The sequence below is a fragment of the Saccharopolyspora thermophila genome (assembly GCF_014646075.1).
GTDB classification, from domain to species: Bacteria; Actinomycetota; Actinomycetes; order Mycobacteriales; family Pseudonocardiaceae; genus Saccharopolyspora; species Saccharopolyspora thermophila.
On sequence record NZ_BMMT01000002.1, the window covers coordinates 39,121 to 63,125 of the forward strand.

Annotated in this window: 20 protein-coding genes; 16 read left to right on the forward strand and 4 right to left on the reverse strand. The window is 71.5% G+C overall.

Translation table 11 applies throughout. From position 1 onward, the window contains the following. Nucleotides 1-109: 109 nt before the first annotated feature. Both IEY17_RS03595 and IEY17_RS03600 read right to left on the reverse strand, forming a co-directional pair. Nucleotides 110-535, reverse strand: a complete 426-nt coding sequence (locus IEY17_RS03595) for a rhodanese-like domain-containing protein (RefSeq protein WP_188985449.1) — start codon at nt 533-535, stop codon at nt 110-112. After that, on the reverse strand, nt 532-1,155 hold the full coding sequence (locus IEY17_RS03600; RefSeq protein ID WP_188985451.1) for a cysteine dioxygenase: 624 nt from the start codon (nt 1,153-1,155) through the stop codon (nt 532-534). Before IEY17_RS03600 ends, IEY17_RS03595 begins: the two co-directional genes overlap by 4 nt. Before the next feature lie 469 nt (nt 1,156-1,624). Between IEY17_RS03600 and IEY17_RS03605 the strand changes: the two genes are divergently transcribed. From IEY17_RS03605 to hrpA, 4 genes are all read left to right on the forward strand, one after another. Further along, nucleotides 1,625-2,392 (forward strand): ABC transporter ATP-binding protein, encoded by a 768-nt coding sequence (locus IEY17_RS03605; protein ID WP_188986258.1) that lies wholly within the window; start codon nt 1,625-1,627, stop codon nt 2,390-2,392. A gap of 117 nt (nt 2,393-2,509) precedes the next feature. Beyond that, a complete protein-coding gene (locus IEY17_RS03610) occupies nt 2,510-3,292 on the forward strand; it encodes an enoyl-CoA hydratase/isomerase family protein (RefSeq protein WP_188985453.1) in 783 nt (260 codons plus the stop codon). Between the two features lie 231 nt (nt 3,293-3,523). Beyond that, a complete protein-coding gene (locus IEY17_RS03615) occupies nt 3,524-4,702 on the forward strand; it encodes a class I SAM-dependent methyltransferase (RefSeq protein WP_188985456.1) in 1,179 nt (392 codons plus the stop codon). A gap of 123 nt (nt 4,703-4,825) precedes the next feature. Continuing rightward, a complete protein-coding gene (gene hrpA / locus IEY17_RS03620) occupies nt 4,826-8,773 on the forward strand; it encodes an ATP-dependent RNA helicase HrpA (protein WP_188985458.1) in 3,948 nt (1,315 codons plus the stop codon). 268 nt (nt 8,774-9,041) lie between these two features. Here hrpA and IEY17_RS03625 read toward each other — a convergent pair whose 3' ends face one another. Continuing rightward, nucleotides 9,042-9,884 carry a DegV family protein gene (locus tag IEY17_RS03625; protein WP_188985460.1) on the reverse strand — a complete coding sequence of 281 codons (843 nt, stop codon included), beginning with the start codon at nt 9,882-9,884 and terminating at the stop codon, nt 9,042-9,044. A 273-nt stretch (nt 9,885-10,157) separates the two neighbouring features. On the opposite strand from IEY17_RS03625, the gene IEY17_RS03630 reads away from it, so the two are divergent. Together IEY17_RS03630 and IEY17_RS03635 are read left to right on the forward strand one after the other, a co-directional pair. Continuing rightward, entirely contained in the window at nt 10,158-10,940 is a 783-nt protein-coding gene (locus tag IEY17_RS03630; RefSeq protein ID WP_188985462.1) for an electron transfer flavoprotein subunit beta/FixA family protein, read from the forward strand. Nucleotides 10,941-10,974: 34 nt separating this feature from the next. Then, nucleotides 10,975-11,925, forward strand: coding sequence for an electron transfer flavoprotein subunit alpha/FixB family protein (locus tag IEY17_RS03635; RefSeq protein WP_188985464.1), 951 nt, complete (start codon nt 10,975-10,977; stop codon nt 11,923-11,925). An 86-nt stretch (nt 11,926-12,011) separates the two neighbouring features. On the opposite strand, the gene rnhA is transcribed toward IEY17_RS03635, so the two are convergent. Continuing rightward, complete coding sequence (rnhA, locus tag IEY17_RS03640) at nt 12,012-12,470, reverse strand: ribonuclease HI (protein WP_188985466.1); 459 nt, start codon at nt 12,468-12,470, stop codon at nt 12,012-12,014. Nucleotides 12,471-12,583: 113 nt separating this feature from the next. Here rnhA and IEY17_RS03645 point away from each other — a divergent pair, with 113 nt between their 5' ends. The 10 genes from IEY17_RS03645 (at nt 12,584) to IEY17_RS03690 (ending at nt 24,004) form a co-directional block, all read left to right on the forward strand. Continuing rightward, nucleotides 12,584-13,813 carry a nucleotide disphospho-sugar-binding domain-containing protein gene (locus IEY17_RS03645; protein ID WP_188985468.1) on the forward strand — a complete coding sequence of 410 codons (1,230 nt, stop codon included), beginning with the start codon at nt 12,584-12,586 and terminating at the stop codon, nt 13,811-13,813. Between the two features lie 116 nt (nt 13,814-13,929). Then, nucleotides 13,930-14,691: a GNAT family N-acetyltransferase gene (locus IEY17_RS03650; protein ID WP_188985470.1), complete on the forward strand. Its 762-nt coding sequence runs from the start codon at nt 13,930-13,932 to the stop codon at nt 14,689-14,691. Then, nucleotides 14,688-15,527 (forward strand): lysophospholipid acyltransferase family protein, encoded by an 840-nt coding sequence (locus IEY17_RS03655; RefSeq protein ID WP_188985472.1) that lies wholly within the window; start codon nt 14,688-14,690, stop codon nt 15,525-15,527. Before IEY17_RS03650 ends, IEY17_RS03655 begins: the two co-directional genes overlap by 4 nt. Nucleotides 15,528-15,595: 68 nt before the next feature. Next, on the forward strand, nt 15,596-16,960 hold the full coding sequence (locus IEY17_RS03660) for an MFS transporter (RefSeq protein WP_188985474.1): 1,365 nt from the start codon (nt 15,596-15,598) through the stop codon (nt 16,958-16,960). A gap of 63 nt (nt 16,961-17,023) precedes the next feature. Then, entirely contained in the window at nt 17,024-18,259 is a 1,236-nt protein-coding gene (locus IEY17_RS03665; protein ID WP_188985476.1) for a cysteine desulfurase family protein, read from the forward strand. Nucleotides 18,260-18,262: 3 nt separating this feature from the next. Further along, on the forward strand, nt 18,263-19,351 hold the full coding sequence (gene mnmA, locus IEY17_RS03670; RefSeq protein ID WP_188985478.1) for a tRNA 2-thiouridine(34) synthase MnmA: 1,089 nt from the start codon (nt 18,263-18,265) through the stop codon (nt 19,349-19,351). A gap of 175 nt (nt 19,352-19,526) precedes the next feature. Further along, nucleotides 19,527-21,086, forward strand: a complete 1,560-nt coding sequence (locus IEY17_RS03675; protein WP_188985480.1) for a fatty acyl-CoA synthetase — start codon at nt 19,527-19,529, stop codon at nt 21,084-21,086. A 45-nt stretch (nt 21,087-21,131) separates the two neighbouring features. Next, a complete protein-coding gene (locus IEY17_RS03680; protein WP_188985482.1) occupies nt 21,132-22,163 on the forward strand; it encodes a methionine synthase in 1,032 nt (343 codons plus the stop codon). Nucleotides 22,164-22,270: 107 nt separating this feature from the next. Continuing rightward, nucleotides 22,271-23,281, forward strand: a complete 1,011-nt coding sequence (locus IEY17_RS03685) for a DUF6461 domain-containing protein (protein ID WP_188985484.1) — start codon at nt 22,271-22,273, stop codon at nt 23,279-23,281. 51 nt (nt 23,282-23,332) lie between these two features. Beyond that, on the forward strand, nt 23,333-24,004 hold the full coding sequence (locus tag IEY17_RS03690) for a hypothetical protein (protein ID WP_188985486.1): 672 nt from the start codon (nt 23,333-23,335) through the stop codon (nt 24,002-24,004). Nucleotide 24,005 lies beyond the last annotated feature (1 nt).

Sequence of the window (24,005 nt, forward strand, 5' to 3'; positions counted from 1 at the left end):
CACAACCCCGCCGGACGTGAGCAAGGGAACTTTCCTGTCATTCCGAACCGGTCGATGCGAGCAAGGGAACCTTCCTGCCGCTGGTGACAGGAAGGTTCCCTTGCTGCGGTCAGGCGGCGGTGGTGACGGGTAGGCCCGCGGCCTTCCAGGCGCGGAAACCGCCGGCGAGGTCGGTGGCCCGGGTCAGGCCGAGCGCTTTCGCCTGGGCTGCCGCGAGGCTGGACGCGTAGCCCTCGTTGCACACCAGGACGACCGGGCGATCCGGGTGCAGTCCTTCCAGCCGGTGGTGGCCCGCCGGGTCGAGCCGCCACTCCAGCACGATCCGCTCGACGGTCAGCGCGCCCGGGATCTCGCCTTCGGCGAGCCGGTTGGCCTGCGGCCGGATGTCGATGATCAGGCCGCCCTGCTGCTGCAGGGCCAGCGCCTCGTGCGGGTCGACGCGGGACAGCTTCGCGCGCGACTCCGCGAGCAGGTGCTCGACGCTGAACGGGCCGATGGTGACGTCCTCCTGGCGCGGGAACGGAATGTGGGTCATCCCAGCTCCTTCACCTGCGGTTGCGGTGCGCTCGCGAGGTGCGGACGCTGCGCGGGGACTGGCGGCACATCCGCCAGGTCGGCGTAGTAGCGCACCGGCAGCAACGGCGGCGAATACGCGTGCACGCTGGCTGCATTCACCGAACTCACGTTGCGGACCTGGTGGGCCCGGCCGCTGCCGAACCCGACGCTGGAACCGACCTCGTGGTGTGTCGTCCGCACCGGTCCGGCCGCGTAGCGGTAATCCTCGCGGAGCGCGCCGAACAGCACGGAGAAGGAACCGGACGCACCACCGTGGTCGTGTGGCAGGGTGCCCTGGCCCGGTGCCCAGGACAGCAGCCACAGCTCCACCCCGGCGGTCAGGCCCAGCCTCGCCCACCAGCGCTGTTCGTCGTCGACGCGGACGATGTCCAGCAGCGGGCCGGCCAACTCGGCGGCGACCAGGCTGGTCAGGTCCCGCAGTTCGCGCGGCGTCCACAGCGGATGGTCCGGGCGGATCAGGTCGTGCAGCAGCGGGACGTCGAGGCCGGGGTGCAGTTCGACCGCGCCCAGCTCCGGGACCGGCTCGGTGGGGGTGTATTCGGACAGGTGGGTAGGACGGTGCTGGCGCACAGCGCTCATGGGTGTCTCCAGGTTCGTGTCGTGCGGTGAGGACGGCGCGACACGCACACCCCGCCGATGGAGGCCGGGGCGTGTTCGGGTGGGTGGATTCGTCGTGCCGCGCGGAGGGCCCGGAAGCGGGCGGAAAGCAGACCGCTTCAGCGACAGGCAGAGGTGACGACCAGGAAGAGGTCGATCACACGATCGCGGGTGAGCAACGAATCGGACACGCCAGCGATCGTGGCACGGGTCCGGCCCGCATGCCAGGAAAGACGGGACCGTCCCGGCATTTGGGCGCCGATCACTCGGCCGGGCCAGCGTGAGGTGCTCCCCGCCGCTCTTCGCCGCGGGTGCGGGCGGAACAATGGGCGCGGAGGGGACCTGCCGGGCACCAGCGGCGGTCCGGACGGAGACGAACCGCAGGTGCGACGCCGCGGGCGCTGCGGTCAGTCACGGCTGGGAGGTAGACGTGGACGACCTGGTCATCCGGATGGATGGCGTCGAGGTCCGGCGGGGCAACACCACGCTGGTCTCCGACGTGAACTGGTCGGTGGAGCTTGACGAGCGCTGGGTGGTGCTGGGCCCCAACGGGGCGGGCAAGACGACCCTGCTCAAGATGGCCAGCACCGAGATGTACCCCAGCGAGGGCACGGTCGACGTGCTCGGCGAGCGGCTCGGCAAGACCAACGTTTTCGACCTGCGCCCCCGCATCGGCCTGTGCTCGGCGGCGCTGTCGGCCCGCATCCCCGGTGACGAACTGGTCCGGGACGTCGTGGTCAGCGCTGGGTACTCGGTGCTCGGCCGGTGGCGGGAGGAGTACGACGACATCGACACCGACCGCGCGGCTCAACTGCTCGACATGCTGGGCGTGGCGCACCTGGCCGACCGCCAGTTCGCGACGTTGTCGGAGGGCGAGCGTAAGCGCACCACCATCGCGCGTGCCCTGATGAGCGACCCGGAACTGCTGCTGCTCGACGAGCCGACGGCCGGGCTGGACCTGGGCGGCCGCGAGGACCTCGTGGCCCGGCTGTCCGCCCTGGCCATGGATCCGGACGCCCCCGCGTCGGTGCTGGTCACCCACCACGTCGAGGAGATCCCGCCCGGGTTCACGCACGCGCTGCTGCTGCGCGAGGGCACGGTCGTCGCGCAGGGCCTGCTCGACGACGTACTCACCGAGGACAACCTGTCGAAGACCTTCGACCAGGACCTGGAGCTCCAGCGCAGCGGGTCCCGGTACTTCGCGCGCCGGCGTGGCTGACGACCCGGGCGGCGCGAGTCGCGGCGGCGCGCGCTGAGACGCCTGACACAGCAGCCGTGTGGCCGGGCGCGATAGCCTCAGCCTCGCAAGGCGGCGGTTCAACGAGGAGGGTGCTGCGTGGGCGAGTTCGTCAGGCTTGAGGTGGACGGCGCGATCGGGACGATCCGGCTGGATCGGCCCAAGATGAACGCGCTGAACCGGCAGGTCGAGGTCGAGCTGCGGGAGACCGCTATCGAGGCCGCCGAGCGCTCGGACATCCGCGCCGTGATCGTCTACGGCGGCGAGAAGGTCTTCGCGGCGGGTGCGGACATCAAGGAGATGGCCGAGATGTCCTACACCGACATGGCGCGCAAGGAGGAGCGCGGCCTGTCCGATGCGATCAGCCGGGTCGCGGCGATCCCGAAGCCGACCGTGGCCGCGTTGACCGGTTACGCCCTTGGGGGCGGCTTCGAGCTGGCGTTGGCCTGCGACCGGCGCATCGCCGCCGACAACGTGAAGGTCGGCCAGCCGGAGATCCTGCTCGGCGTGATCCCCGGGGCCGGCGGCACGCAACGGCTGGCGCGGCTGATCGGGCCGAGCAAGGCCAAGGACATCATCTACACCGGCCGGTTCGTCGATGCGCAGGAGGCGCTCGCGCTCGGCATGGTGGATGAGCTCGTGGCACCGGACGAGGTCTACGCGGCGGCGCGGCGTTGGGCCGAGCAGTTCTCCCACGGCGCGGCACGGGCGCTGGCCGCGGCCAAGGCGGCGATCGACAACGGTCTCGACGTCGACCTCGCGACGGGCCTGAAGCTGGAGACCCAGCTGTTCGCGGGCACCTTCGCCACCGAGGACCAGAAGATCGGGATGCGGTCGTTCATCGAGAACGGCCCCGGCAAGGCCAGGTTCACCGGCAACTGATCGCACACCGCTCCGGCCCGGGGGCGGTGTGCCCGGTGAGCGCCCGGCTCTGGTGAACTGGAGCTGATCCGGTGTTCGCCGGACACGGGCGGAATGCGCGAGCCTGCCGCCGGACGCGGTCGTCGGGTTCCCTCGCGTGGTGCGCGGGACGTGCACCGCGCCGGGGCGTCGACGACGTGGCGTCCGGGGGCCTGCCGCAGAACGTTCCGTGAACAGCCCTGGGGAAGTGCGTTGGGTTACACCTTCGATCGCGAGGATGTCGTCTTCCTCCGCTCCGCAGCGGGCCGGGACGCGGTCGCGGAGCTGTCCAGCCTCCCGTTGACCACCGCCTCGCGGCTTGCTGACGTCGCGGCGGCGCGCAGACTCGTGGGAGAGCGGTTCGCCGCCGCGGCGCTGGAGACGGCCGTGCTGCGCCGCCGCGCCGAATCCAAACTGGACGACTGCGGCGAGTGGCTCTTCACCGACACGGCGTTGCAGCAGGCGACCGCCAGTGTGGTGGCCAGGCACCGAGCGCAGCGCCTCGCGGGGCGGGACGTGCACGATGTCACGTGCTCGATCGGCGCGGACCTGGCCGCGTTGACTGCCGTTGCGGCCCGGTGCGCGGGGTCCGACCTCGACCGGGTCCGGCTGTTGATGGCGCAGCACAATCTCGCGGTCGCGGGCCGGTCCGCTGTGCTCGTGGAGGCCGACGCGCTGCACCCGGTGACCCGGAACACCGCTGTGGTCGCTGATCCGGCGCGCCGCGACGACACCGGTCGGCGGCGTTGGAGCCCGGCCGACCTCGTCCCGCCGCTGAACGAACTGCTCGACGTCTACGCCCACCGAGACCTGGTGGTCAAATGTGCCCCGGGGCTGGACTTCGCGGCGGTCCCGGACACCGCCGAGGTCGAGGTCGTGTCGCTGGCGGGCCAGGTCCGGGAAGCCGCGCTGTGGCTCGGCGGGCTGGCCGACGCGCGGGCGCGTCGGCGGGCGACGGTGCTGCGGCCGGACGGCACCGGCTGGACGATCACCGACGCCGAACCCGACGACTGCCCGGCGGGGGAGGTCCGGCAGTGGATCGTCGACCCGGACGGCGCTGTGGTGCGCGCCGGGCTCGTGCGCCACTACGCGGCGCGGCACGGGCTCGCGCAGCTCGATCCGCGCATCGCCTACCTCACCGGCGACCAGCCGCCGCCCGGCGTCCGCGCGTTCCGGGTGTTCGAACACGGCCGCTACAGCGAGAAGTCGTTGCGGGCACAGTTGCGCCGCCACCACGTGGGGCGGCTGGAGATTCTGGTTCGCGGCCTCGACGTGGACCCCGACGCGCTGCGCCGACGGCTCAAGCTCAAGGGCGACGAGGACGCGACGGTCGTGCTCACCCGTGTCGGTGACAATGCCATGGCTTATCTGTGCCGGGCCGAGCGTACCTGAGCCCGGCGATGCGACCGGGACCGTGTCCTGTGTCACGCCGCCGCCTGCGGTGCAGCGCTGACCTGGTACTGCGGCGAAAACCAGAGCAATGATCGACCGGGCCTTCTCTATGCTGAGGGCAGTATGGCTACGTCGTCTGTCACATCCCCGCTTGGTGATCTGCGGGACCGGTTGCCCGAGCTGATGTTGCACGATCAGCGTCGGCTGCGCCGCCGCATCGAGGGGGCGCGCAAGATCCGCGACCCGCAGGCGCTGGAGGCGGTGACCGCCGAGATCGCCGGGGACATCGACGCCGCGGAGCTCAAGGTCGCGCAACGGCGGGCGAACGTGCCCGAGATCAGCTACCCGGAGCAGCTGCCGGTCAGCCAGCGCCGCGAGGACCTGCTCGCCGCGATCCGCGACAATCAGGTGGTCATCGTCGCGGGCGAGACCGGCTCCGGCAAGACCACGCAGCTGCCCAAGATGTGCCTGGAGCTGGGCCGCGGCATCCAGGGCATGATCGGCCACACCCAGCCCCGCCGGTTGGCCGCGCGCACCGTCGCCGAGCGGGTGGCCGAGGAACTGGGCACCGAGCTCGGCGACGCGATCGGCTACCAGGTCCGGTTCACCGAGCGCATCGGCGACCGCACCCTGGTCAAGCTGATGACCGACGGCATCCTGCTCGCCGAGATCCAGCACGACCGCCTGCTGCGACGCTACGACACGCTGATCATCGACGAGGCGCACGAGCGCAGTCTCAACATCGACTTCATTCTCGGCTACCTCAAGCAGCTGCTGCCGCGCCGCCCCGACCTGAAGGTGATCATCACCTCGGCCACCATCGACCCGGAGCGCTTCTCGCGGCACTTCGACGACGCACCGGTCATCGAGGTGTCCGGGCGCACCTATCCCGTCGAGGTCCGCTATCGCCCGCTGGTGGACGACTCGGACGAGTCCGAGGACGTGGTGCGCGACCAGACGCAGGCCATCTGCGACGCCGTGGACGAGCTGTGCGCGGAGGGCCCCGGCGACATCCTGGTCTTCCTCAGCGGTGAGCGGGAGATCCGCGACACCGCCGACGCGCTCAGGCAGCAGAACCTCCGCAACACCGAGATCCTCCCGCTGTACGCGCGGCTGAGCGCCGCCGAGCAGCACCGCGTGTTCCAGCCGCACTCCGGGCGGCGGATCGTGCTGTCCACCAACGTGGCCGAGACCTCGCTCACGGTGCCGGGCATCAAGTACGTCATCGACCCCGGGACCGCGCGCATCTCGAGGTACAGCTTCCGGACCAAGGTGCAGCGGCTGCCCATCGAGCCGATTTCGCAGGCGTCGGCCAACCAGCGCAAGGGCCGCTGCGGCCGGGTTTCCGAGGGCATCTGCATCCGGCTGTACTCCGAAGAGGACTTTCTGTCCCGCCCCGAGTTCACCGACCCGGAGATCCTGCGCACCCACCTCGCGTCGGTCATCCTGCAGATGACGTCCCTGGGGCTGGGCGAGATCGAGTCGTTCCCCTTCATCGATCCCCCGGACCGCCGCCAGATCACCGACGGCATCAACCTGCTGCACGAGCTGGGCGCGCTGGACCGCACGCAGACCGAGCTGCACAAGCGGCTCACCCCGATCGGGCGCAAGCTCGCGCAGCTGCCCATCGATCCCCGGCTCGCCCGCATGGTGCTGGAGGCCGAGCGCAACGGCTGCGTGCGCGACGTGCTGGTCATCGCCGCCGCGTTGTCCATCCAGGACCCACGGGAGCGCCCAGCCGACAAGCAGCAGGCCGCCGACCAGAAGCACGCCCGCTTCGTCGACAAGGACGCGGACTCCGACTTCGTCACCTACCTCAACATGTGGCGCTACCTGCGCACCCAGCAGAAGGAGCTGTCGTCCAGCCAGTTCCGCAGGCTCTGCCGCACCGACTTCCTCAACTACCTGCGGGTCCGCGAGTGGCAGGACCTCTACGGGCAGCTGAGCCAGCTGGTGAAGTCGATGGGCATGAACCTCGGCGACCACCAGGCCGACACAAACCGGATCCACCAGTCGGTGCTGGCCGGGTTGTTGTCGCACGTCGGCCTCAAGGACGTCGACAAGAAGTCCGCTCCGCAGCAGGGCCGCGGCGGCAACGAGTACCAGGGTGCGCGCAACGCCCGGTTCGCCGTGTTCCCCGGCTCGGCGCTGTTCAAGAAGCCACCGCGGTTCGTGATGGCCGCCGAACTGGTGGAAACCTCCCGCTTGTGGGCCCGCATCGTGGCGCGGGTCGAACCGGAGTGGGTGGAGAAGCTGGCGCAGCACCTGGTCAAGCGCACCTACAGCGAGCCGCACTGGGAGAAGGACCGCGCTTCGGTGGTGGCCTTCGAACGCGTCACCCTCTACGGCGTTCCGCTGGTGACCGGCCGCAAGATCAACTATGGGCGCATCGATCCGGAGCTCAGCCGCGAGCTGTTCATCCGGCACGCCCTGGTGGAGGGCGACTGGGACACCCGGCACGCGTTCTTCCACGAGAACCGGGCCATGCTCGAGGAGGTCGAGGACCTCGAGGAGCGGGCTCGGCGACGCGACATCCTGGTCGACGACGAGACGCTGTTCGAGTTCTACGACCAGCGCATCGGCGCCGAGGTGGTGTCCGGCCGGCACTTCGACTCGTGGTGGAAGAAGGTGCGCCGCGAGCAGCCGGACCTGCTCAACTTCGAGAAGTCCATGCTGATCAACCAGCAGTCGGCGGAGGTCAGCGACCAGGACTACCCCGACTTCTGGATGCAGGGCGGGCACCGGTTGCCGCTGTCCTACCAGTTTGAGCCCGGCTCCGACGCCGACGGCGTGACCGTGCACATCCCGTTGCCGGTGCTCAACCAGATCGACCCGGTCGGTTTCGACTGGCAGATCCCGGGGTTGCGCGAGGAGCTCGTGACCGCGCTGCTGAAGTCGCTGCCGAAACCGCTGCGCCGCAACTTCGTGCCCGCCCCGGACTTCGCCAAGGCCGTGCTGGCGCGGGTCGCGCCGCTGGAGGCCCCGCTGCTGGACACGCTGCAGGAGGAGCTGCGGCGCATGACCGGTGTCGCGGTTTCGCGCTCGGAATGGGACCTGGAGCGGGTTCCGGACCACCTGAAGATGACTTTCCGGGTGGTGGACGGCAAGGGCCGCAAGGTTGCCGAGTCCAAGGACCTGGAGTCGTTGAAGCTGCGGCTGAAACCGAAGGTACGCGCCGAGATCTCCAAGGCCGCCGACGACATCGAGCAGCGCGGACTGCGGTCGTGGAGCTTCGGGCAGCTGCCGCGGACCTTCGAGCAGCAGCGGGCGGGGCACGCGGTGAAGGCGTATCCGGCGCTGGTCGACGACGGCGACAGCGTCGCGGTCCGCATGTTCGACACCGAGGAGGAGCAGCAGCGGGCGCTGTGGGACGGCACCCGCCGGTTGCTGCTGCTGAACGTGCCCTCGCCGGTGAAGTCGCTGCAGCGCGGCATGAGCGGCACGACCCGGTTGGTGCTGGGCGGCAGCCGCTACGGTGACCTCGCCGCCGTGCTCGAGGACTGCGTGAGCTGCGCGGTCGACAAGTTGATGGCCGACAACGGCGGGCCGGTGTGGGACGACACGGCCTTCGCCGCGCTCCGGGACAAGGTGCGGGCGCAGCTCGGTGAGGTGACCGTCGCCGTGGTGTCCGCGGTGGAGAAGATCCTGGTCGCGGCGCAGCGCGTCGAGTCGATCCTGGCCGATCCGCCCAAGAACGCGCCGGCGGACGCGCTTGCCGACATCCGCGAGCAGCTGCAGGGCTTGCTGTACCCGGGATTTGTCACGGGGACCGGGTTCGACCGGTTGCCCGACGTGGTGCGCTACCTGCGGGCGATCGAGCAGCGGCTGGAGAAGCTGCAGTACCACCCGCAGCGCGACCGGGACTGGATGTACCAGGTGGACGAGGTCGAGCAGCGGTATCGGGATCTTGTGGCCGAGGTGCCGCAGGGCCGGTCCCCGAGCGAGCCGCTGCGGCGGATCGGCTGGATGATCGAGGAACTGCGGGTGAGTCTGTTCGCGCAGACGCTCGGCACGGCGCACCCGGTGTCGGTGAAGCGCATCCATCGCGCGATGGACAAGCTGGCGGGCTGATCCGGCGCGGTCCGGTGCGGCGGCGAGCAGCACGGTCGTGCAACGCATGGTGATCCCCCTCCGGGAACGGGAACGTGGGCGGAAGAGCTCGCTCCGTCCCTTCAGGAGGGTGTGATCTCGGAGCGGCACCACCCAGTGTTCCGTGCTCGAACGCGAGTTCGCATCACTCGGAGGAGTGGAGATGATCGCCGCGGCTGGGTTGCCGCGGCCGGGATGGCAAGACCGCGACACCGAGGACCGGGTGGCCGTCGGTGCCGCGGTGCGTTCGTCAGACGGGCGAGATGGTGATGCCGAGCGCGCCCGGCCCGGCGTGGGCGCCCAGCACGGCGCTCGTCTCCTCCAGCGTCGTCCGGCGGACCTGCGGCAGCTGGGAGCGCAGGTCGTCGAGCACCTGCCGGGCGCGATCGCCGTACTCGAAGTGCTCCACGCCGATGTCGACCGGGCCGCCGCCCGCCCGCTGGACGGCGTTGGTCACCGCCTTCTTCAGCGCCCGGTCCGATCCGAGGGCCTTGGTGAGCTGGTCGATGATCCCCTCCTTGAGCACCAGCACCGGCTTGATCGACAGCGCCTGCCCAAGCCATGCCTGGGCGCGCCCGATCCGGCCGCCGCGGTGCAGGTATTCGAGGGTGTCGACGTAGAGCAGCTGGGTGGTGCTGCGCAGGCGGCGGTCCAGGACGCCCATCACGCCCTGCGGGGTGGCCCCGGCGGCCGCGGCCTCGGCGGCGGCGACGACCGGCAAGCCCAGCCCCAGGCCGACCAGTCGCGAGTCGACCACGTAGACGGGGATGCCGATCTCCGCGGCCGCGATCCGGGCCGACTGGCAGGTGCGGGACAGGCCCTCGGAGATGTGGATCGACACGATCGCCTCGGCGCCGTTGGCCGCGACGTCGGAGTAGGTCCAGAAAAAGGCCGGTGGTGGCGGTTCGCTGGTGGTGACCGGGATGCCCTCGCGCAGGGCCTGGGCGAGTTGGGCGTGCGGCACCCGGCGCTCGTCGTTGTGCTCGTCGCCGACCGCCAGTTCCAGCTGGACGATCGAGATTCCCAGCTGCTCGGCGATGTCGAGCGGGATGGAAGCCGTCGAGTCCGTCACGATGGCGACGCGTTGCCTCATGCGGCAAGGCTACTCACTGGTAGAAACGTCCAGATTGCCCCCGGTGGTCAGGCGCGACGGCCGCGCTCACCGAAAGGTGAGTACTGTCACGAGCAGGTGCTGGTTGCACCCGGGCTACCGACCGGTAACATACCGGGTGGTTGGCGTCACTGTGCTTTTCGAACAGTGGCATGGCAAGGTCAACCTACCCGGGCTTCGAGGCCGGGTCCGCAAGCAGAGCCGCTGGAGGGCCAGCGCGCGTCCTTAAAGTCCGCAGGAGGTCGAAGAGGGCCCATGAACATCGTCGTCCTGGTCAAGCAGGTGCCCGACACGTATTCCGAGCGGAAGCTCACGGATGCGGATCACACGTTGGATCGTGAGTCGGCGGACGCGGTGCTGGATGAGATCAATGAGCGCGCCGTGGAGGAGGCGCTGCAGATCAAGGAGGCCCATGGTGGTGAGGTGACCGTGGTGTGCATGGGCCCGGATCGTGCCACGGATGCCATTCGTAAGGCGTTGTCGATGGGTGCGGACAAGGCGGTGCATCTGTCGGATGCGGCGTTGCACGGTACGGACGCTCCGGCGACGGCGCGGGCGTTGGCGAAGGTGATCGGCACCGTGGCGGGCGTGGACCTGGTCATCGCGGGTAACGAGTCGACCGATGGTCGTGCGGGTGCGGTGCCGGCGATGGTGGCTGAGGTGCTGGGCTGGCCGCAGCTGACGTATGCGCGCAAGGTCGGGATCGATGGTTCGAGCGTGCGGATCGAGCGGGAGACCGACGCGGGTGTGCTGACGGTGGAGGCCGAGCTGCCGGCGGTGGTGTCGGTGACGGAGAAGATCAACGAGCCGCGGTATCCGTCGTTCAAGGGCATCATGGCCGCGAAGAAGAAGCCGGTGACGGTGCTGAGCCTGGCCGATGCCGGGATCGATGCGAGCGAGGTGGGTTTGGCAGGGGCCGCCTCGCAGGTGGTGGCCTCGGCGCCGAAGCCGCCGAAGCAGGCCGGTGTGAAGGTGACCGACGAGGGCGAGGGCGGCGTGCGGATCGCTGAGTTCCTGGCCGGCGAGAAGCTGCTCTGAGGCTGTTCACGGGTTTGGAGGAGGCATAGGTTTCATGGCTGAGGTTCTGGTCCTCGTTGACCACGTGGACGGCGAGGTCAAGAAGGTCACGTTCGAGCTGTTGACCGTGGCGCGGCGGTTGGGTGAGCCGTCGGCGGTGGTGGTCGGCGAGCCGGGTACCAGCGAGAAGCTGACCGCGGCGCTGGGCGCGTATGGCGCGGCGAAGGTGTATGCGGCGGAGTCGGCGCAGGCCGTGCAGTTCCTGGTGACGCCGCAGGTCGACGTGTTGGCCGGGTTGGTGCAGCGGGTGTCGCCGGCGGCGGTGCTGGTGCCGGCGTCGATCGACGGCAAGGAGATCGCCGGGCGGTTGGCGGTGCGCACCGGGTCGGGTCTGCTGTCGGAGGTCGTGGACATCGACGGTGAGGGTGGGGGGTCGCACTCGTTGTTCGGTGGCGCCTACGACGCGACCGCGAAGGTGGTCAGGGGCACGCCGGTGGTCACGGTGCTGCCGGGTGCGGTGGAGGCCGAGCAGGCCGCGGGTGCGGCGGCGGTGGAGCAGGTCGAGGTGCCGGCCGCCACCGGGGCGAGGATCACCGGTCGTCAGCCGGCCGAGGCCGGGGACCGCCCGGAGCTGACCGAGGCGTCCGTGGTCGTCTCGGGTGGGCGTGGTGTCGGTTCGGCGGAGAACTTCGCGGTGGTGGAAAAGCTCGCCGACTCCCTGGGGGCCGCGGTGGGTGCCTCGCGCGCGGCGGTGGACTCCGGGTTCTACCCGCACCAGTTCCAGGTCGGGCAGACCGGCAAGACCGTGTCCCCGCAGCTGTACATCGCGCTGGGTATTTCCGGTGCGATCCAGCACCGGGCCGGGATGCAGACCTCCAAGACGATCGTGGCGGTCAACAAGGACCCCGAGGCGCCGATCTTCGAGATCGCCGACTACGGCGTCGTCGGTGACCTGTTCAAGGTCGCACCCCAGCTCACCGACGAAATCACCAAGCGCAAGGGCTGAGCCCCGCGCCGACCCCATGCGAAGGGCACCTCACGACCAGTTCAACCAGTCGGTCGGAGGTGCCCTTCGCGCTGCTGCCCGCAGGGTCAGAGGGCGCGGGCTTCGTCCCGCCCCCTGCAGGCCAGGCGGTCCGCCCGCTCGTTCTCCGGATGGCCGTTGTGGCCCTTCACCCACTGCCACTGCACCTCGCCGTGCCGGTTGCACTCCGCGTCCAGGCGCTGCCACAGCTCGGCGTTCTTGACCGGCTTCCTGGCCGCGGTCAGCCAACCGTTGCGCTTCCAGCCGCGCATCCACTCGGTGATCCCCTTGAGCACATAGGTGCTGTCGGTGTGGATGCGCACGACCTGCACCGGCCGGGTCAGGGCAGCAAGGCCCTCGATGACCGCCATGAGCTCCATCTTGTTGTTCGTCGTGGCGGCTTCCCTGCCGTAGATCTCCCGCTCGTGCTCGCCGTAGCGCAGCACGACCCCCCAACCACCCGGCCCGGGATTGCCGCTGCACGCGCCGTCGGTGAAGAGGTCGACGCGGTCGGTCGTGTGCTGCATGCCGGAAATCTAACCGGCGCCATGCCGGAGATCTCACCGGCGGTCCGCGCCTTCGGCTGCCGCGGGGAAAACCAGCTGACGGCTGGAGCGCGGTTCTGGCACTGTGGAATGCCGTGCGAATCTTGTTCACCGCTGCGCCCGGCTACGGGCTGATGTTGCCGATCGTTCCCCTCATCTGGGCCGCCCGGGCGGCCGGGCACGAGGTGCTGCTGGCCACCACCGCGGAGATGACCGAGGCGGGGGCCCGGGCCGGACTGCCGGTGGTGGACGTGTTCCCGGACCGGGACGTGTGGCGGGAGCTGCTCGCCGGCGTCGGGTCGTTGGGTGAACGCCCGGACGTCGAGCAGGTGGCCGCCGCGGATGGTCTGTCCGAGGAGTACCGGAAGGCGGCGCGCACGGGGAACCCGTTCGGCCTGTTCACCACGACCATGACCGAGGGCACGATCGCCGCCGGGCGTGCCTTCGGCGCGGATCTCGTGGTGTTCACCAGCGATCACGCGGCCGGGCGGCTGGCCGCGGTGGCGTTGGGGGCCCCGGCGTTGGAGGTGGGTAACCGGGTGTCCTGGTCGACGCGGGACGCGGAGACCCGCGAGCGCCGCGACGTCTACGGCGACGACGAGATCGTCCGCGCGTTGCGCGCGAAGCTCGGCATCCCGGCGGGACAGCCGGACCTGATCGCGCGGGTCGACCCGCGCGCGCCTAGCATGGGCGGGCTGGCGGCCGGGCAGACCGATTCGCTGGACGGCGTGCCGTGGTGGTCGATGCGGTACGTGCCGTTCAACGGCGGCTCCGTGGTCCCGGACTGGGCGTTGCGGGCGCCGGAGCGGCCGCGGGTCTGCGTCACGCTCGGCACCGTGGTGCCGGTCATCACCGGCACGAGCAACCTGTCCGTGGTGATCGAGGCGCTCGGCGGCATGGACGTGGAGGTGGTCCTGGCCGCGGGAGACACCGACCTCGCCGACCTCGGGGAACTACCGGGCAACGTGCGCTCGGTCGATTTCCTGCCGCTGTCGTCGTTCCTGCCGACCTGTTCGCTGATCGTGCACCACGGAGGTTCGGGCACCACCGCCGCGGCGCTGCACTACGGCGTCCCGCAGCTGGTCCTGCCCGCCTTCGCCGACAACCCGATGTCGGCGCGGCGGGTGGTGGACCGGGGTGTCGGGCTCTCCCACGATCCGGCCACAGTGGACGTTGCGGGGGTGCGGAACGCGGTCCGGCGGCTGCTCGCCGAACCGGCGTTCCGCGCCGCGGCGCGCGAGGTCAGCGCCGAGATGGCCACGCAGCCCAGCCCCGCATCGGTCATCGAGCGCGCGGTCGCCGCGGCGCTGCAGGGCGTCGCCTGACGTCCCCGCGCCGTGCGGCCGTTCGGTGCTCGCGCACCGGGGATTCACCGGAAGTTCTGACTCCGTGTCATTTGCGAGCCTGGTGGGCGTTCGCCGCGCGGCGCTACACCTGCGGCATGTCCGAGACGCAGCTGCTGGCCAGCGTCGCGCCGAACACGTCGGCCGACGCCCACTACTCGCTGCTGGTCGCCCGGGACCAGGCCGAGGTCACCGCCGCGCAACGCCTGCGCTATCAGGTGTTTGCCGAGGAGATGGGGGCCACGGTCACCGGCCGGGAGCCCGGTGTCGACCAGGACCCCTTCGATGACCACTGCGACCACCTGATCGTGCGGGACGACCGCACCGGGGAAGTGGTCGGGACCTACCGGATGTTGCCGCCGGAGCGGGTGAAGTCCTCCGGGCTCTACTCGGAGACCGAGTTCGACCTCTCGGCGCTGGATCCGCTGCGCCCGGCGCTGGTGGAGGCCGGGCGTTCATGCGTGCACCGCGACCACCGCAACGGTGCCGTCGTCAGTCTGGTGTGGGCGGGGATCGCGCGGTACATGCTGCTGCACGGTTACAACCTGCTCGCGGGTTGCGCATCCGTTCCGCTTGACGACGGTGGACTGCAGGCCACTCACGTGTGGAAAGTGGTGTCGGAGAAGCACTACGCTCCGGAGGAGCTCCGCGTGCACCCGCACCGGCCGTGGGAGCCGTTGGAGGTCACCGGGCGCGGCCCGTTGCCGCCGCTGCTCAAGGGGTATCTGCGGCTCGGTGCGCAGGTGTGCGGAAAACCTGCGCACGACCCGGACTTCGGTGTCGCGGACTTCTTCGTGCTGCTCGACCTGACCCGAGCGGACCAGCGCTACCTGCGCTTCTTCCTGGGCTCGGCGGCATGAACCACCCGTGGATGCCGGTGTCACGCTGCGGGCCGGACTGCCTTCCGCCGCGCGACCGGCGAGCCGAGGTCGGGGCTGCCCGGCTCGTGCTCCGGCTCGCCCTGGTCGTCGCGCTGCTGCTGGCCGGTTGCGCTCTCGTGCTGGTGCTGCCGGTCCTGCGGGCCGGGTGGCGGCAGCGGGCGTTGCCGGGCTGGTTCCGGATGTTGTTGCGGGCGTTGGGCGTCCGCGTCGTGATCGAGGGCCGAATGCCGGGCGATGGTGCGCTGGTGGTCAGCAACCACGTGTCGTGGCTGGATGTCGTTGTGTTGCAGGCGTTGTGCCCGATGCGGCTGCTGGCCAAGGTCGAGGTCCGGTCCTGGCCGCTGCTGGGCGCGCTCGCCGGGCGCGTCGGCACCGTGTACATCGACCGGGATCGGCTCACGGCGCTGCCCGGGGCCGTGCGGCGAATCGCCGCACAGTTGCGCGCCGGTGCGGTGATCGGCGCGTTCCCGGAGGGCACGACGTGGTGTGGCCGGGCGTCCGGACCGTTCCGCCCGGCGGTGTTCCAGGCGGCTCTCGACGCCGGTGCGCGGATACTGCCGGTCGCCCTGCGGTTTTGCACCGAGGACGGCGAGCCGACCACGGCTGCGGCCTTCCTCGGCGATGTGACGCTGGTCGGGTCGTTGCTGGCGGTGGCCCGGATGCGTGGGTTGCGCGTGGAGGTGGTGGTGCTGCCGCAGTTGGTGGGCGGCGACCGCCGCGAGCTGGCGCGTACGGCGCAGCGGGCGATCGAGGCGGCCACCGGGTCGACACCCCTGCGGCACGTCGAGGCGGAGCCGCACCGGCTGACGGCGTGACGCCGGGTGGGGGTAGTTCGCCGAAATGGACCAGACCTGCACCGCGGTGGGGAGCGCACCCTGGTTCGGTGATCACTGCCGAGAAGTCCCGAAACGCCCTGTGGGGTCCGCAACGCCGCACCTTCACGGCCGGGCTCGTCCTGGTCATCACGCTCGTGGCCTTCGAGGCCATGGGCCTGGGTACGGCGTTGCCCACGATCGTCGCCGAACTCCAGGCCCAGCACTGGTATGCCTGGCCGTTCACGGTGTTCATGGCGGCCAGCGCGGTCGGCACGGTGCTGGGCGGGCGGCAGTGCGACCGGCGCGGCCCGGCGCTGCCGCTGCTGGTGGCGCTGCAGACGTTCGCGGCGGGCCTGCTGGTCGCCACCGCGGCCACGAACATCCTGGTCCTGCTGGTCGCGCGGGTGTTGCAGGGCCTCGGCGGTGGTGCGCTGATCGTCTCGCTGTACGTGATGATCGCCCGCGTCTACCCGGAGGAGCACCGACCGGCGGCGTTCGGCGTGCTGTCGTCGGCGTGGGTGGTGCCCGCCCTGGTGGGGCCGGTGATCGCCGGGTTCCTGACCGAGCAGGTGAGCTGGCGGTGGGTTTTCCTCGGGTTGGCTCCGCTGGTGGTGGTGGGCACTGCCATGATCGCGCCGACCGTGCGCCGCCTGGGCGCGGGCGTCGGCGAGCCGTCGCCGCAACGACCGGGCGTGCTGGTGGCCGCTGTCGGGGCCGCGGGCGGTGTGGTGGCGGTGAACTGGGCTGCGCAGACCCCGTCGCTGCCGTCGTTGTTCCTGGGCATCGCGGCAGTTGCGGTCCTCGTGCCGTCGATGCGGGTGCTGCTGCCGAAGGGGACGCTGCTCGCGCGCCCCGGCCTTCCGGTGATGGTGCTCGCGCGCGGGTTGCTGGCCGGGCTGTTCTTCACCGCGCAGGCGTTCGTGCCGCTCGTGCTGACCTTGGTGCACCACTACTCGCCGACGGCGGCGGGCGTGCCGCTCACCGTCGGCACGCTCGGCTGGACCGCTGGTGCGTTGTGGCAGGGTCGGCAGCGCGACGTGCGCCGCGAGCACGTGGTGGCCGCCGGGTTCCTGCTGCTCGCGGTCGGCATGGCCGGTCTTGCCCTGACCACGCCCTCGTGGGGCCCGCACTGGTTGGTGTTCGCGTTCTGGTTCACCGCGGGCTCCGGGATGGGTGTCGGGATCGCCAGCACCTCCGTGCGGGTGCTGGCGCTGTCGCCCGAGGGCGAGCGCGGGTTCAACTCGGCGGCCCTGCAGATCGCGGACATGCTGGGGCAGGCCGCCCTGGTCGGGCTGGGGGGCGTGGTGGTCAGCGCGCTGGCGACCGCGGCGGCGCCGACCAGGGGTGTTGTCCCGCTCGACCTCGCGTTGCTGGTCGCCGCCCTGCTGGCTGCCGCGCTGATGGTTCGCGCGGGACGCCACCAGCCTCGCTGACCTGCGTCGAGGCGCCGGACCGCGCCCCGGGAGCGGGTCCGCCTGCATTACCCTGGATGCGCGATGACTTACCTCGACCACGCAGCCACGACACCGATGCGGCCACGGGCGGTCGCCGTGATGAGCGAGGCGTTGAGCCGGATCGGCAACGCCTCGTCGCTGCACACCTCGGGCCGGCGAGCGCGGCGCGCGGTGGAGGAGTCGCGGGAGGACATCGCCGACGCGCTGGGCGCGCGGCCGTCGGAGGTGGTGTTCACCGCCGGCGGCACCGAGAGCGACAACCTGGCTGTCAAGGGCATCTACTGGGCCCGCCGCGCCGCCGACCCGGCCCGGCGCCGCATCCTCGCCTCGGCCGTCGAGCACCACGCGGTGCTGGACGCGGTCGAATGGCTCGTCGAGCACGAAGGCGCCGAGGTGACCTGGCTGGAGGCGGACTCCTACGGCCGGGTGCGGCCGGAGGTGCTCGAGGCGGCGCTGGCGGAAGCGCCGGACGAGGTGGCGCTGGCCACGGTCATGTGGGCCAACAACGAGGTCGGCACCGTCAACCCGATCGCGGAGCTGGCGGCCGTCGCGGACCGGCACGGGGTGCCGCTGCACACCGACGCGGTGCAGGCCATCGAGACGCTGCCGGTGGACTTCGCGGCCTCCGGGGTCGCCGCGCTGACCATGACCGGGCACAAGGTCGGCGGCCCGTACGGGGTGGGCGTGCTGGTGCTGTCCCGGGACGTCGAGTGCACACCGGTGCTGCACGGCGGCGGCCAGGAGCGCGAGGTGCGGTCCGGCACGCTGGACACCCCGGGCGTGATGGGCCTGGCGTGCGCGGTGCGGGAGGCGGTGGAGTCCCGGCAGGCGCATGCCCCGCAGCTGGCGAAGCTGCGGGACGAGCTGATCAACGGCGTGCGGGCGGCAGTGCCGGATGTGGTCCTCAACGGCGACCCGGGGCGTGACGCGATCGGCGGCGGCCCGTCCCGGCTGCCGGGCAACGCGCACTTCACCTTCCCCGGCTGCGAAGGCGACAGCCTGCTGATGCTGCTGGACGCCAAGGGTATCGAGTGCTCCACCGGCTCGGCCTGCACCGCGGGCGTGTCCGAGCCCAGCCACGTGCTGCTGGCGATGGGGGCGGACCCGCGGGCCGCGCGGGGGTCGCTGCGCTTCTCGCTGGGCCACACCTCGACCGCGGCGGATGTGGAGGCGCTCACCGAGGTCATCGGCCCGGTGGTGCGACGAGCACGCAACGCCGGCCTGGCCGGGTTGCGCCGATCTTCGGCGGGGTCGCGGACCGCCGCCACGGAGGTGTGAGGCGTGCGAGTACTCGCAGCCATGAGCGGCGGGGTGGATTCCGCCGTCGCCGCGGCCCGGGCGGTGGACGCCGGGCATGACGTGGTCGGCGTGCACCTGGCGCTGTCGGCGAAGCCCGGCACGCTGCGCACCGGTGCGCGCGGCTGCTGCACCATCGAGGACTCCCGGGACGCGCGGCGGGCCGCTGACCTGCTGGGCATCCCGTTCTACGTGTGGGACTTCGCGGAGCGGTTCACCGAGGAGGTCATCGAGACCTTCGTCGGCGAGTACGCCGCGGGGCGCACCCCGAACCCGTGCCTGACCTGCAACGAGAAGATCAAGTTCGAGGCGTTGCTGGACAAGGCGATGGCGCTGGGCTTTGACGCGGTCTGCACCGGCCACTACGCGCGGCTGTCCATCGTGGACGGTGTGCCGGAGCTGCGGCGTAGTCGCGACGAGGGCAAGGACCAGTCCTACGTGCTGGCCTCGCTGACCGCCGAGCAGCTGCGGCACTCGATGTTCCCGCTCGGCGACTCGCTGAAGTCCGAGGTGCGGGCGGAGGCCGCCGAGCGTGACCTGGCGGTGGCTCGCAAACCCGACAGCCATGACATCTGCTTCATCCCCGACGGCGACACCCGCGGGTTCCTGGAGTCGAAGCTGGGGCGCAAGCCGGGCAAGCTGGTCGACGCCGACACCGGGGCGGTGCTCGGCGAACACAACGGCGTGCACGGGTTCACGGTGGGGCAGCGCAAGGGCCTGGGCATCGACGCCCCGGCGCCGGACGGCAGGCCGCGCTATGTGCTGTCGCTGGAGCCGGTGTCCGGCACGGTGCGGGTCGGGTCGGCGGACCGGCTGTTGGTGACCGAGATCGACGCGAAGCGGCCGATGTGGCCGGCGGGGCGGCCCCTGGACGGGCCGACGGAGTGCGTCGTCCAGGTGCGGGCGCACGGCGGCACCGCGGAGGCCGTGGCGGAGGCGGACGCCGACGGCATCCGGGTGCAGCTCCGCAGCCCGCTGCGCGGTGTGGCGCCGGGCCAGGCGATCGTGCTGTACCGGCCGGAGACCGGGGGCGACCTGGTGCTGGGCAGCGGCATCATTTCCGCCACCCGCTGACGGTTCCGGCGACGCCGCGGGCTCCCAGCTGCGGTCGTGTGGTGCGTCCGGCGATCCCCTGAGGTGCGTAGATGATCAGGTCGTCACCGAGGCCCTGCGCGAGTGGTGCTTGATCTGGTGCGTGAACCCGATCCGCGGCTAGTGTCTGGCATCACACTGCGGACGGGAGGGGTTCATGCTCGATCTTCGTACCAGCACGGTCGCCGACGTGCTGCGGCGCAGCGCCGCGAGGGTGCCGGACCGCGAAGCGCTGCGGTTTGTCGACGGCGCAGGACAGCAGCGGGTGTGGACCTACCGGGAGCTGGACGCCGCGGTGACCCGCGCCGCGGCCGCGCTGCTGGCCACCGGCGCAGCGAAGGGCGACCGGGTTGCCGCGTACGGCAGGAACTCCGACGCGTACCTGATCGGTTTCCTCGCCTGCGCGCGGGCTGGGCTGGTGCACGTGCCGCTCAACTACAACCTGACCTCGGGTGAACTGGCCTACCTGCTGGAGCAGTCCGGCAGCACGGTCGCGCTGGTGGACCCGGCGCTGGCCGACCGGCTCGCCGAAATCCGGGCCGGCACCGCGGTCGAGCGAGTGATCCCGTTGCGCGACAGCGCCGATTCCCTGCTGGCGTGGTGTTCCGCCGGTCCCGTGCCGGAACTCGACGTGACGGTCGCCGACGACGACCTCGTGCAGCTGCTCTACACCTCCGGCACGACGTCGTCGCCGAAGGGCGCGATGATGACGCACCGCGCCCTGCTGCACGAGTACGTCTCCTGCATCGTCGCCCTGGACTTCACCGAGGACGACCTGCCGCTGCACGTGATGCCGCTGTACCACTCGGCGCAGCTGCACGTGTTCCTGCTGCCGAACCTGATGATCGGCTCGACGAACCGGTTGGTGGAGGCGCCGGACCCGACCGACATCCTGCGGCGGATCGACAGCGAGCGGATCAGCTCGTTCTTCGCCGCGCCGACCGTGTGGGTGGCGCTGACCAACCACGCCGAGTTCTCCACCCGCGACCTGACGTCGTTGCGCAAGGCTTACTACGGGGCGTCGATCATGCCCGGCCCGGTGCTGCAGCGGCTGCGCGAGCACCTGCCCGAACTTGGCTTCTACAACTGCTTCGGGCAGTCCGAGATCGCGCCGCTGGCGACGGTGCTGCGGCCGGAGGAGCACGACGAGCGGCCGGACTCCGCCGGGCGGCCGGTGCTGTTCGTTGAGGCGAAGGTGGTTGACGAGCAGGGTGAGGAGGTCGCGCCGGGCGAGCTGGGCGAGGTGGTGTACCGCTCGCCGCAGTTGTGCACCGGGTACTGGAACAAGCCGGAGGAGACCGCGGAGGCGTTTCGCGGCGGCTGGTTCCACTCCGGCGACCTGGTGCGGCGGGACGAGGCCGGATACCTCTTCGTCGTCGACCGGATCAAGGACGTGATCAACACCGGTGGGGTGCTGGTGGCCTCGCGGGAGGTGGAGGACGCTCTCTACGAGCACCCGGCGGTGGCCGAGGTGGCGGTGGTCGCGTTGCCCGATCCGAAGTGGATCGAGCGGATCGCGGCCGTCGTGGTCGCCCGGTCGGCGGTCAGCGAGGCGGAGCTGATCGAGCACGCGCGCGGGCGGCTGGCCGGGTTCAAGGTGCCCAAGGAGGTGCACTTCGTCGATGACCTGCCGCGCAACAGCTCCGGTAAGCTCCTCAAGCGGGTCCTCCGCGACCAGCTCACCGGCGCAGGCCGTGCGCCGTCACAGTCCTCGTGAGCGCACCATGCGGGCGGCGGTGCGGGCGCCGTTGATAATGGCGGCGTGAACGACGCAGTGTGGGGCCCTGGAACGGCGACCGCCATCGGATCGATGCCCGGCACCGATCCCGTCGAGGCGGCGCGCACCGTCGTCGGCGAACTGCCGGAGCTGATGCCGTTCCCGGAGCTGCCCGGCCGCGGTGTCGGTGCGGACGTGCTGGGCCGCACCGCCGGGCTCCTGGTCGACCTGGCCGTCGAGGTGGTGCCGTCCGGATACCGGGTCGCGTCGCGCCCCGGCCGCGACCACCGGCGCGCCGTCGACCTGCTGCGCTGGGACCTCGACGCGGTGGAGCAGGCGGTCTCCGAAGCCGGTGCCCCGCAGGTGGTGAAGGTGCAGGCCGCGGGCCCGTGGACGCTGTCGGCCGGGATCGAGCTGATGCGCGGCCACCGGGTGCTGACCGACCCCGGAGCCCTGCGCGACTTCACCGCATCGCTGACCGAGGGCCTGCTCGGGCACACCCAGCAGGTCGCCGCGCGCACCGGCGCCCGCGTGGTGGTGCAGCTCGACGAGCCGACGCTGCCCGCGGTGCTGGCGGGCAGCCTGCCCACGCCGTCCGGCTATGGCACGGTTCCCGCGGTCCCGGAACCGGACGCCCAGCGCCTGCTCGCCGAGGTGATCGACGCGCTCTCGACCGCCACGGGTTCGCCCGTCGTCGTGCACTGCTGCGCCGCCCGCCCACCGGTGGCGTTGCTGCGCCGCGCCGGAGCCGGTGCGATCGCGCTTGACGCGACCGGCCTCGGTGACGTCTCGGGCGAGCTGGCCGACGAGCTCGGGGAGGCGTGGGAGGAAGGCACGACGCTTTTCCTCGGCCTGGTCCCGAGCACCGAGTCGGCGACCCGCGCGGAGCTGCGTCCTCTCGCCCAACCGGCCTTCGACCTCGCCGCCCGCCTCGGCTTCGCCCGCAGCACCCTCGCGGAGCGCGGCGTCCCCACCCCGACCTGCGGCCTGGCGGGTGCGACCCCCGCCTGGGCCCGCCGAGCGCTCAGCCTCACCAGGGACCTCGCCAAGCTCTTCGCCGACGAAGCCGAGCAGTAGTCCGGTTCGCTCGGTCCGCTGTGGACGGTCTGTGGCGCTCGCGCTGGTCGGGACGGTCTTTCGCGGTTTCGTGCGTGCGGAAGTCGTTGCGCTGGTAGGAAGAAGGCGTGGGAAGTTACTGCGTCAGGGACGAGGTCGAGCGGGCCTCGTGGATCCGGCGGAGCATCATCCAGGAGGCGGCGTGCCTGACCTTCGTGCGGGGCGCCAGCCTCACCCGGATCGCTGAGGCATTCGGCGCGGTCACCGAACGCTGCTGCCCGCTGGACATCGAGGACTTCTGCGAGGAGGCGTTCGCCCGGCAGGAGAAACACCCCATGGTCGCGCTCCGGTCGGTCGGCGACTGGGTGCTGGTCGTGGAGGACAGCGGTCGGCAGGGGCAGCGGCCCGAGGTCCTGCGCCGCGCCGGGCGCTGCGCCGCGGTGTCGGCGTTCTGGGACGCCAACGCCCTCACCCGCTTCTCCTACGCCGCCCACGGCGCGGTGCGCACCACGTTCGAGGCGGTGCTGCCGGAGTACCGGGAGGGCACCGCGCCCGACGAGCTGGAAGGCGTCCGCGCCGGGCTGCCCTGGCGGGAGGCCGACCCGGTGCCGCTGATGCTGGCGCTGGCCGGCCGGATCACCAGGCTCTCGCCCGACCCGGACTGGCTGGCCGGGCAGTTCCACACCTTCCCGGTCGCCCCGTGGCCCGACGACCTGGTCGCGGTGCCCGACCCGATGGACGCCCTCACCGGGTATCCCGCCGCACTGGCGTCGGCGCTGCGGGGGGCCACCGACGCCGGGCGGCGGCGCGCCGCCACCGCGGTGGCCCGGCACGTGCTGACCGCCGCCGACTGCCTGGCCCACCCCGCGGCCCGGTCGGCGCTGACGGCGCTGGACACCGGGCACCCCGTGGACGGCTGCGCCCTCGGTGAAGCGGTGCGTCAGCTGGCGTGGGAGAGCACCCTGCAGCGGCCCGCCAGCAAGGTGCGCAACCAACTGCGGGCCGTGGAGGCGCTGCGACAGGCGACTCGGGAGGACCCGCTGACCGCGCTGGTCACCACCCTGGCCGAGGCGCGGCACGTGCGCGGCGTGGACGTCGGCGAGCTCACGCGCATCACGACCGCCGAACTCGCCGGGTGAGTCTGCCGGGAACGCCCCCGGCGACCGGGCCCTGACGGCACAATGGAGGCCATGTTCAGGTTCCTCCGCCGCACCCGATCCGACGAGCCGGTCGACGTCCACGCCGAGGCCGCGGCGCGGGCCGCGCGGTTCTGGAAGCGGTGGGAGGAACTGCTGCCGGAGGTCGCCTCCGCGCTCGGCGACGGCGAACCCCAGCGGGTCGAGAACCTGGTGGCCGACGCCGTCGCCGCGGTGCACCCGAACCTGACGTTCGCGATCGAACGCGGTGAGCAGGCCACCTACGCGCTGGTCGTCAGCAGCCAGGCCGACCCGGACGTGCGCCCCTACACCGACGCCTGGATGGCCGCGGCACCGGCACCCGACGCGCTGTGGGAGTACCACGACTCGGTGCCGCCGGTGCCGGACCCCACCGAGGTCACCGTGAATCTGCGCGGCGAGAAGTACCCGCTGGCCGACGTGCGGGTCGTCGCGCAGGTCGACGAGGCCGAGGGCCTGGTCGACGTCGCCGTCTACCATCCCGGCTTCCGGGGCCTGGACGAGAACGCGCGGCGGGCGCTGACCTTCCTGCCGCTGGACGCCACCCTCGGCGAACGGCTGGCCGCCGACCGGCTCGGCAGGGTGGAGACGGCCGAACTGGAACCGCAGGGCACCATCGGGCTGCTGGAGCTACGCGAGTTGGTGCGCGAACTGGACCGCACCGCATCCGCTCCACCCGGGGCGTGAG

What these genes read in the sequence shown, in the direction of transcription:
- IEY17_RS03625 (WP_188985460.1), bottom strand. Translation starts at nt 9,884, where the DNA reads ATGAGGCAACGCGTCGCCATCGTGACGGACTCGACGGCTTCCATCCCG.
- IEY17_RS03650 (WP_188985470.1), top strand. Translation starts at nt 13,930, where the DNA reads ATGTCCGAGACGCAGCTGCTGGCCAGCGTCGCGCCGAACACGTCGGCC.
- IEY17_RS03605 (WP_188986258.1), top strand. Translation starts at nt 1,625, where the DNA reads ATGGATGGCGTCGAGGTCCGGCGGGGCAACACCACGCTGGTCTCCGAC.
- rnhA (WP_188985466.1), bottom strand. Translation starts at nt 12,470, where the DNA reads ATGCAGCACACGACCGACCGCGTCGACCTCTTCACCGACGGCGCGTGC.
- IEY17_RS03690 (WP_188985486.1), top strand. Translation starts at nt 23,333, where the DNA reads ATGTTCAGGTTCCTCCGCCGCACCCGATCCGACGAGCCGGTCGACGTC.
- IEY17_RS03675 (WP_188985480.1), top strand. Translation starts at nt 19,527, where the DNA reads ATGCTCGATCTTCGTACCAGCACGGTCGCCGACGTGCTGCGGCGCAGC.
- IEY17_RS03595 (WP_188985449.1), bottom strand. Translation starts at nt 535, where the DNA reads ATGACCCACATTCCGTTCCCGCGCCAGGAGGACGTCACCATCGGCCCG.
- IEY17_RS03600 (WP_188985451.1), bottom strand. Translation starts at nt 1,155, where the DNA reads ATGAGCGCTGTGCGCCAGCACCGTCCTACCCACCTGTCCGAATACACC.
- IEY17_RS03635 (WP_188985464.1), top strand. Translation starts at nt 10,975, where the DNA reads ATGGCTGAGGTTCTGGTCCTCGTTGACCACGTGGACGGCGAGGTCAAG.
- hrpA (WP_188985458.1), top strand. Translation starts at nt 4,826, where the DNA reads ATGGCTACGTCGTCTGTCACATCCCCGCTTGGTGATCTGCGGGACCGG.
- IEY17_RS03665 (WP_188985476.1), top strand. Translation starts at nt 17,024, where the DNA reads ATGACTTACCTCGACCACGCAGCCACGACACCGATGCGGCCACGGGCG.
- IEY17_RS03655 (WP_188985472.1), top strand. Translation starts at nt 14,688, where the DNA reads ATGAACCACCCGTGGATGCCGGTGTCACGCTGCGGGCCGGACTGCCTT.
- IEY17_RS03630 (WP_188985462.1), top strand. Translation starts at nt 10,158, where the DNA reads ATGAACATCGTCGTCCTGGTCAAGCAGGTGCCCGACACGTATTCCGAG.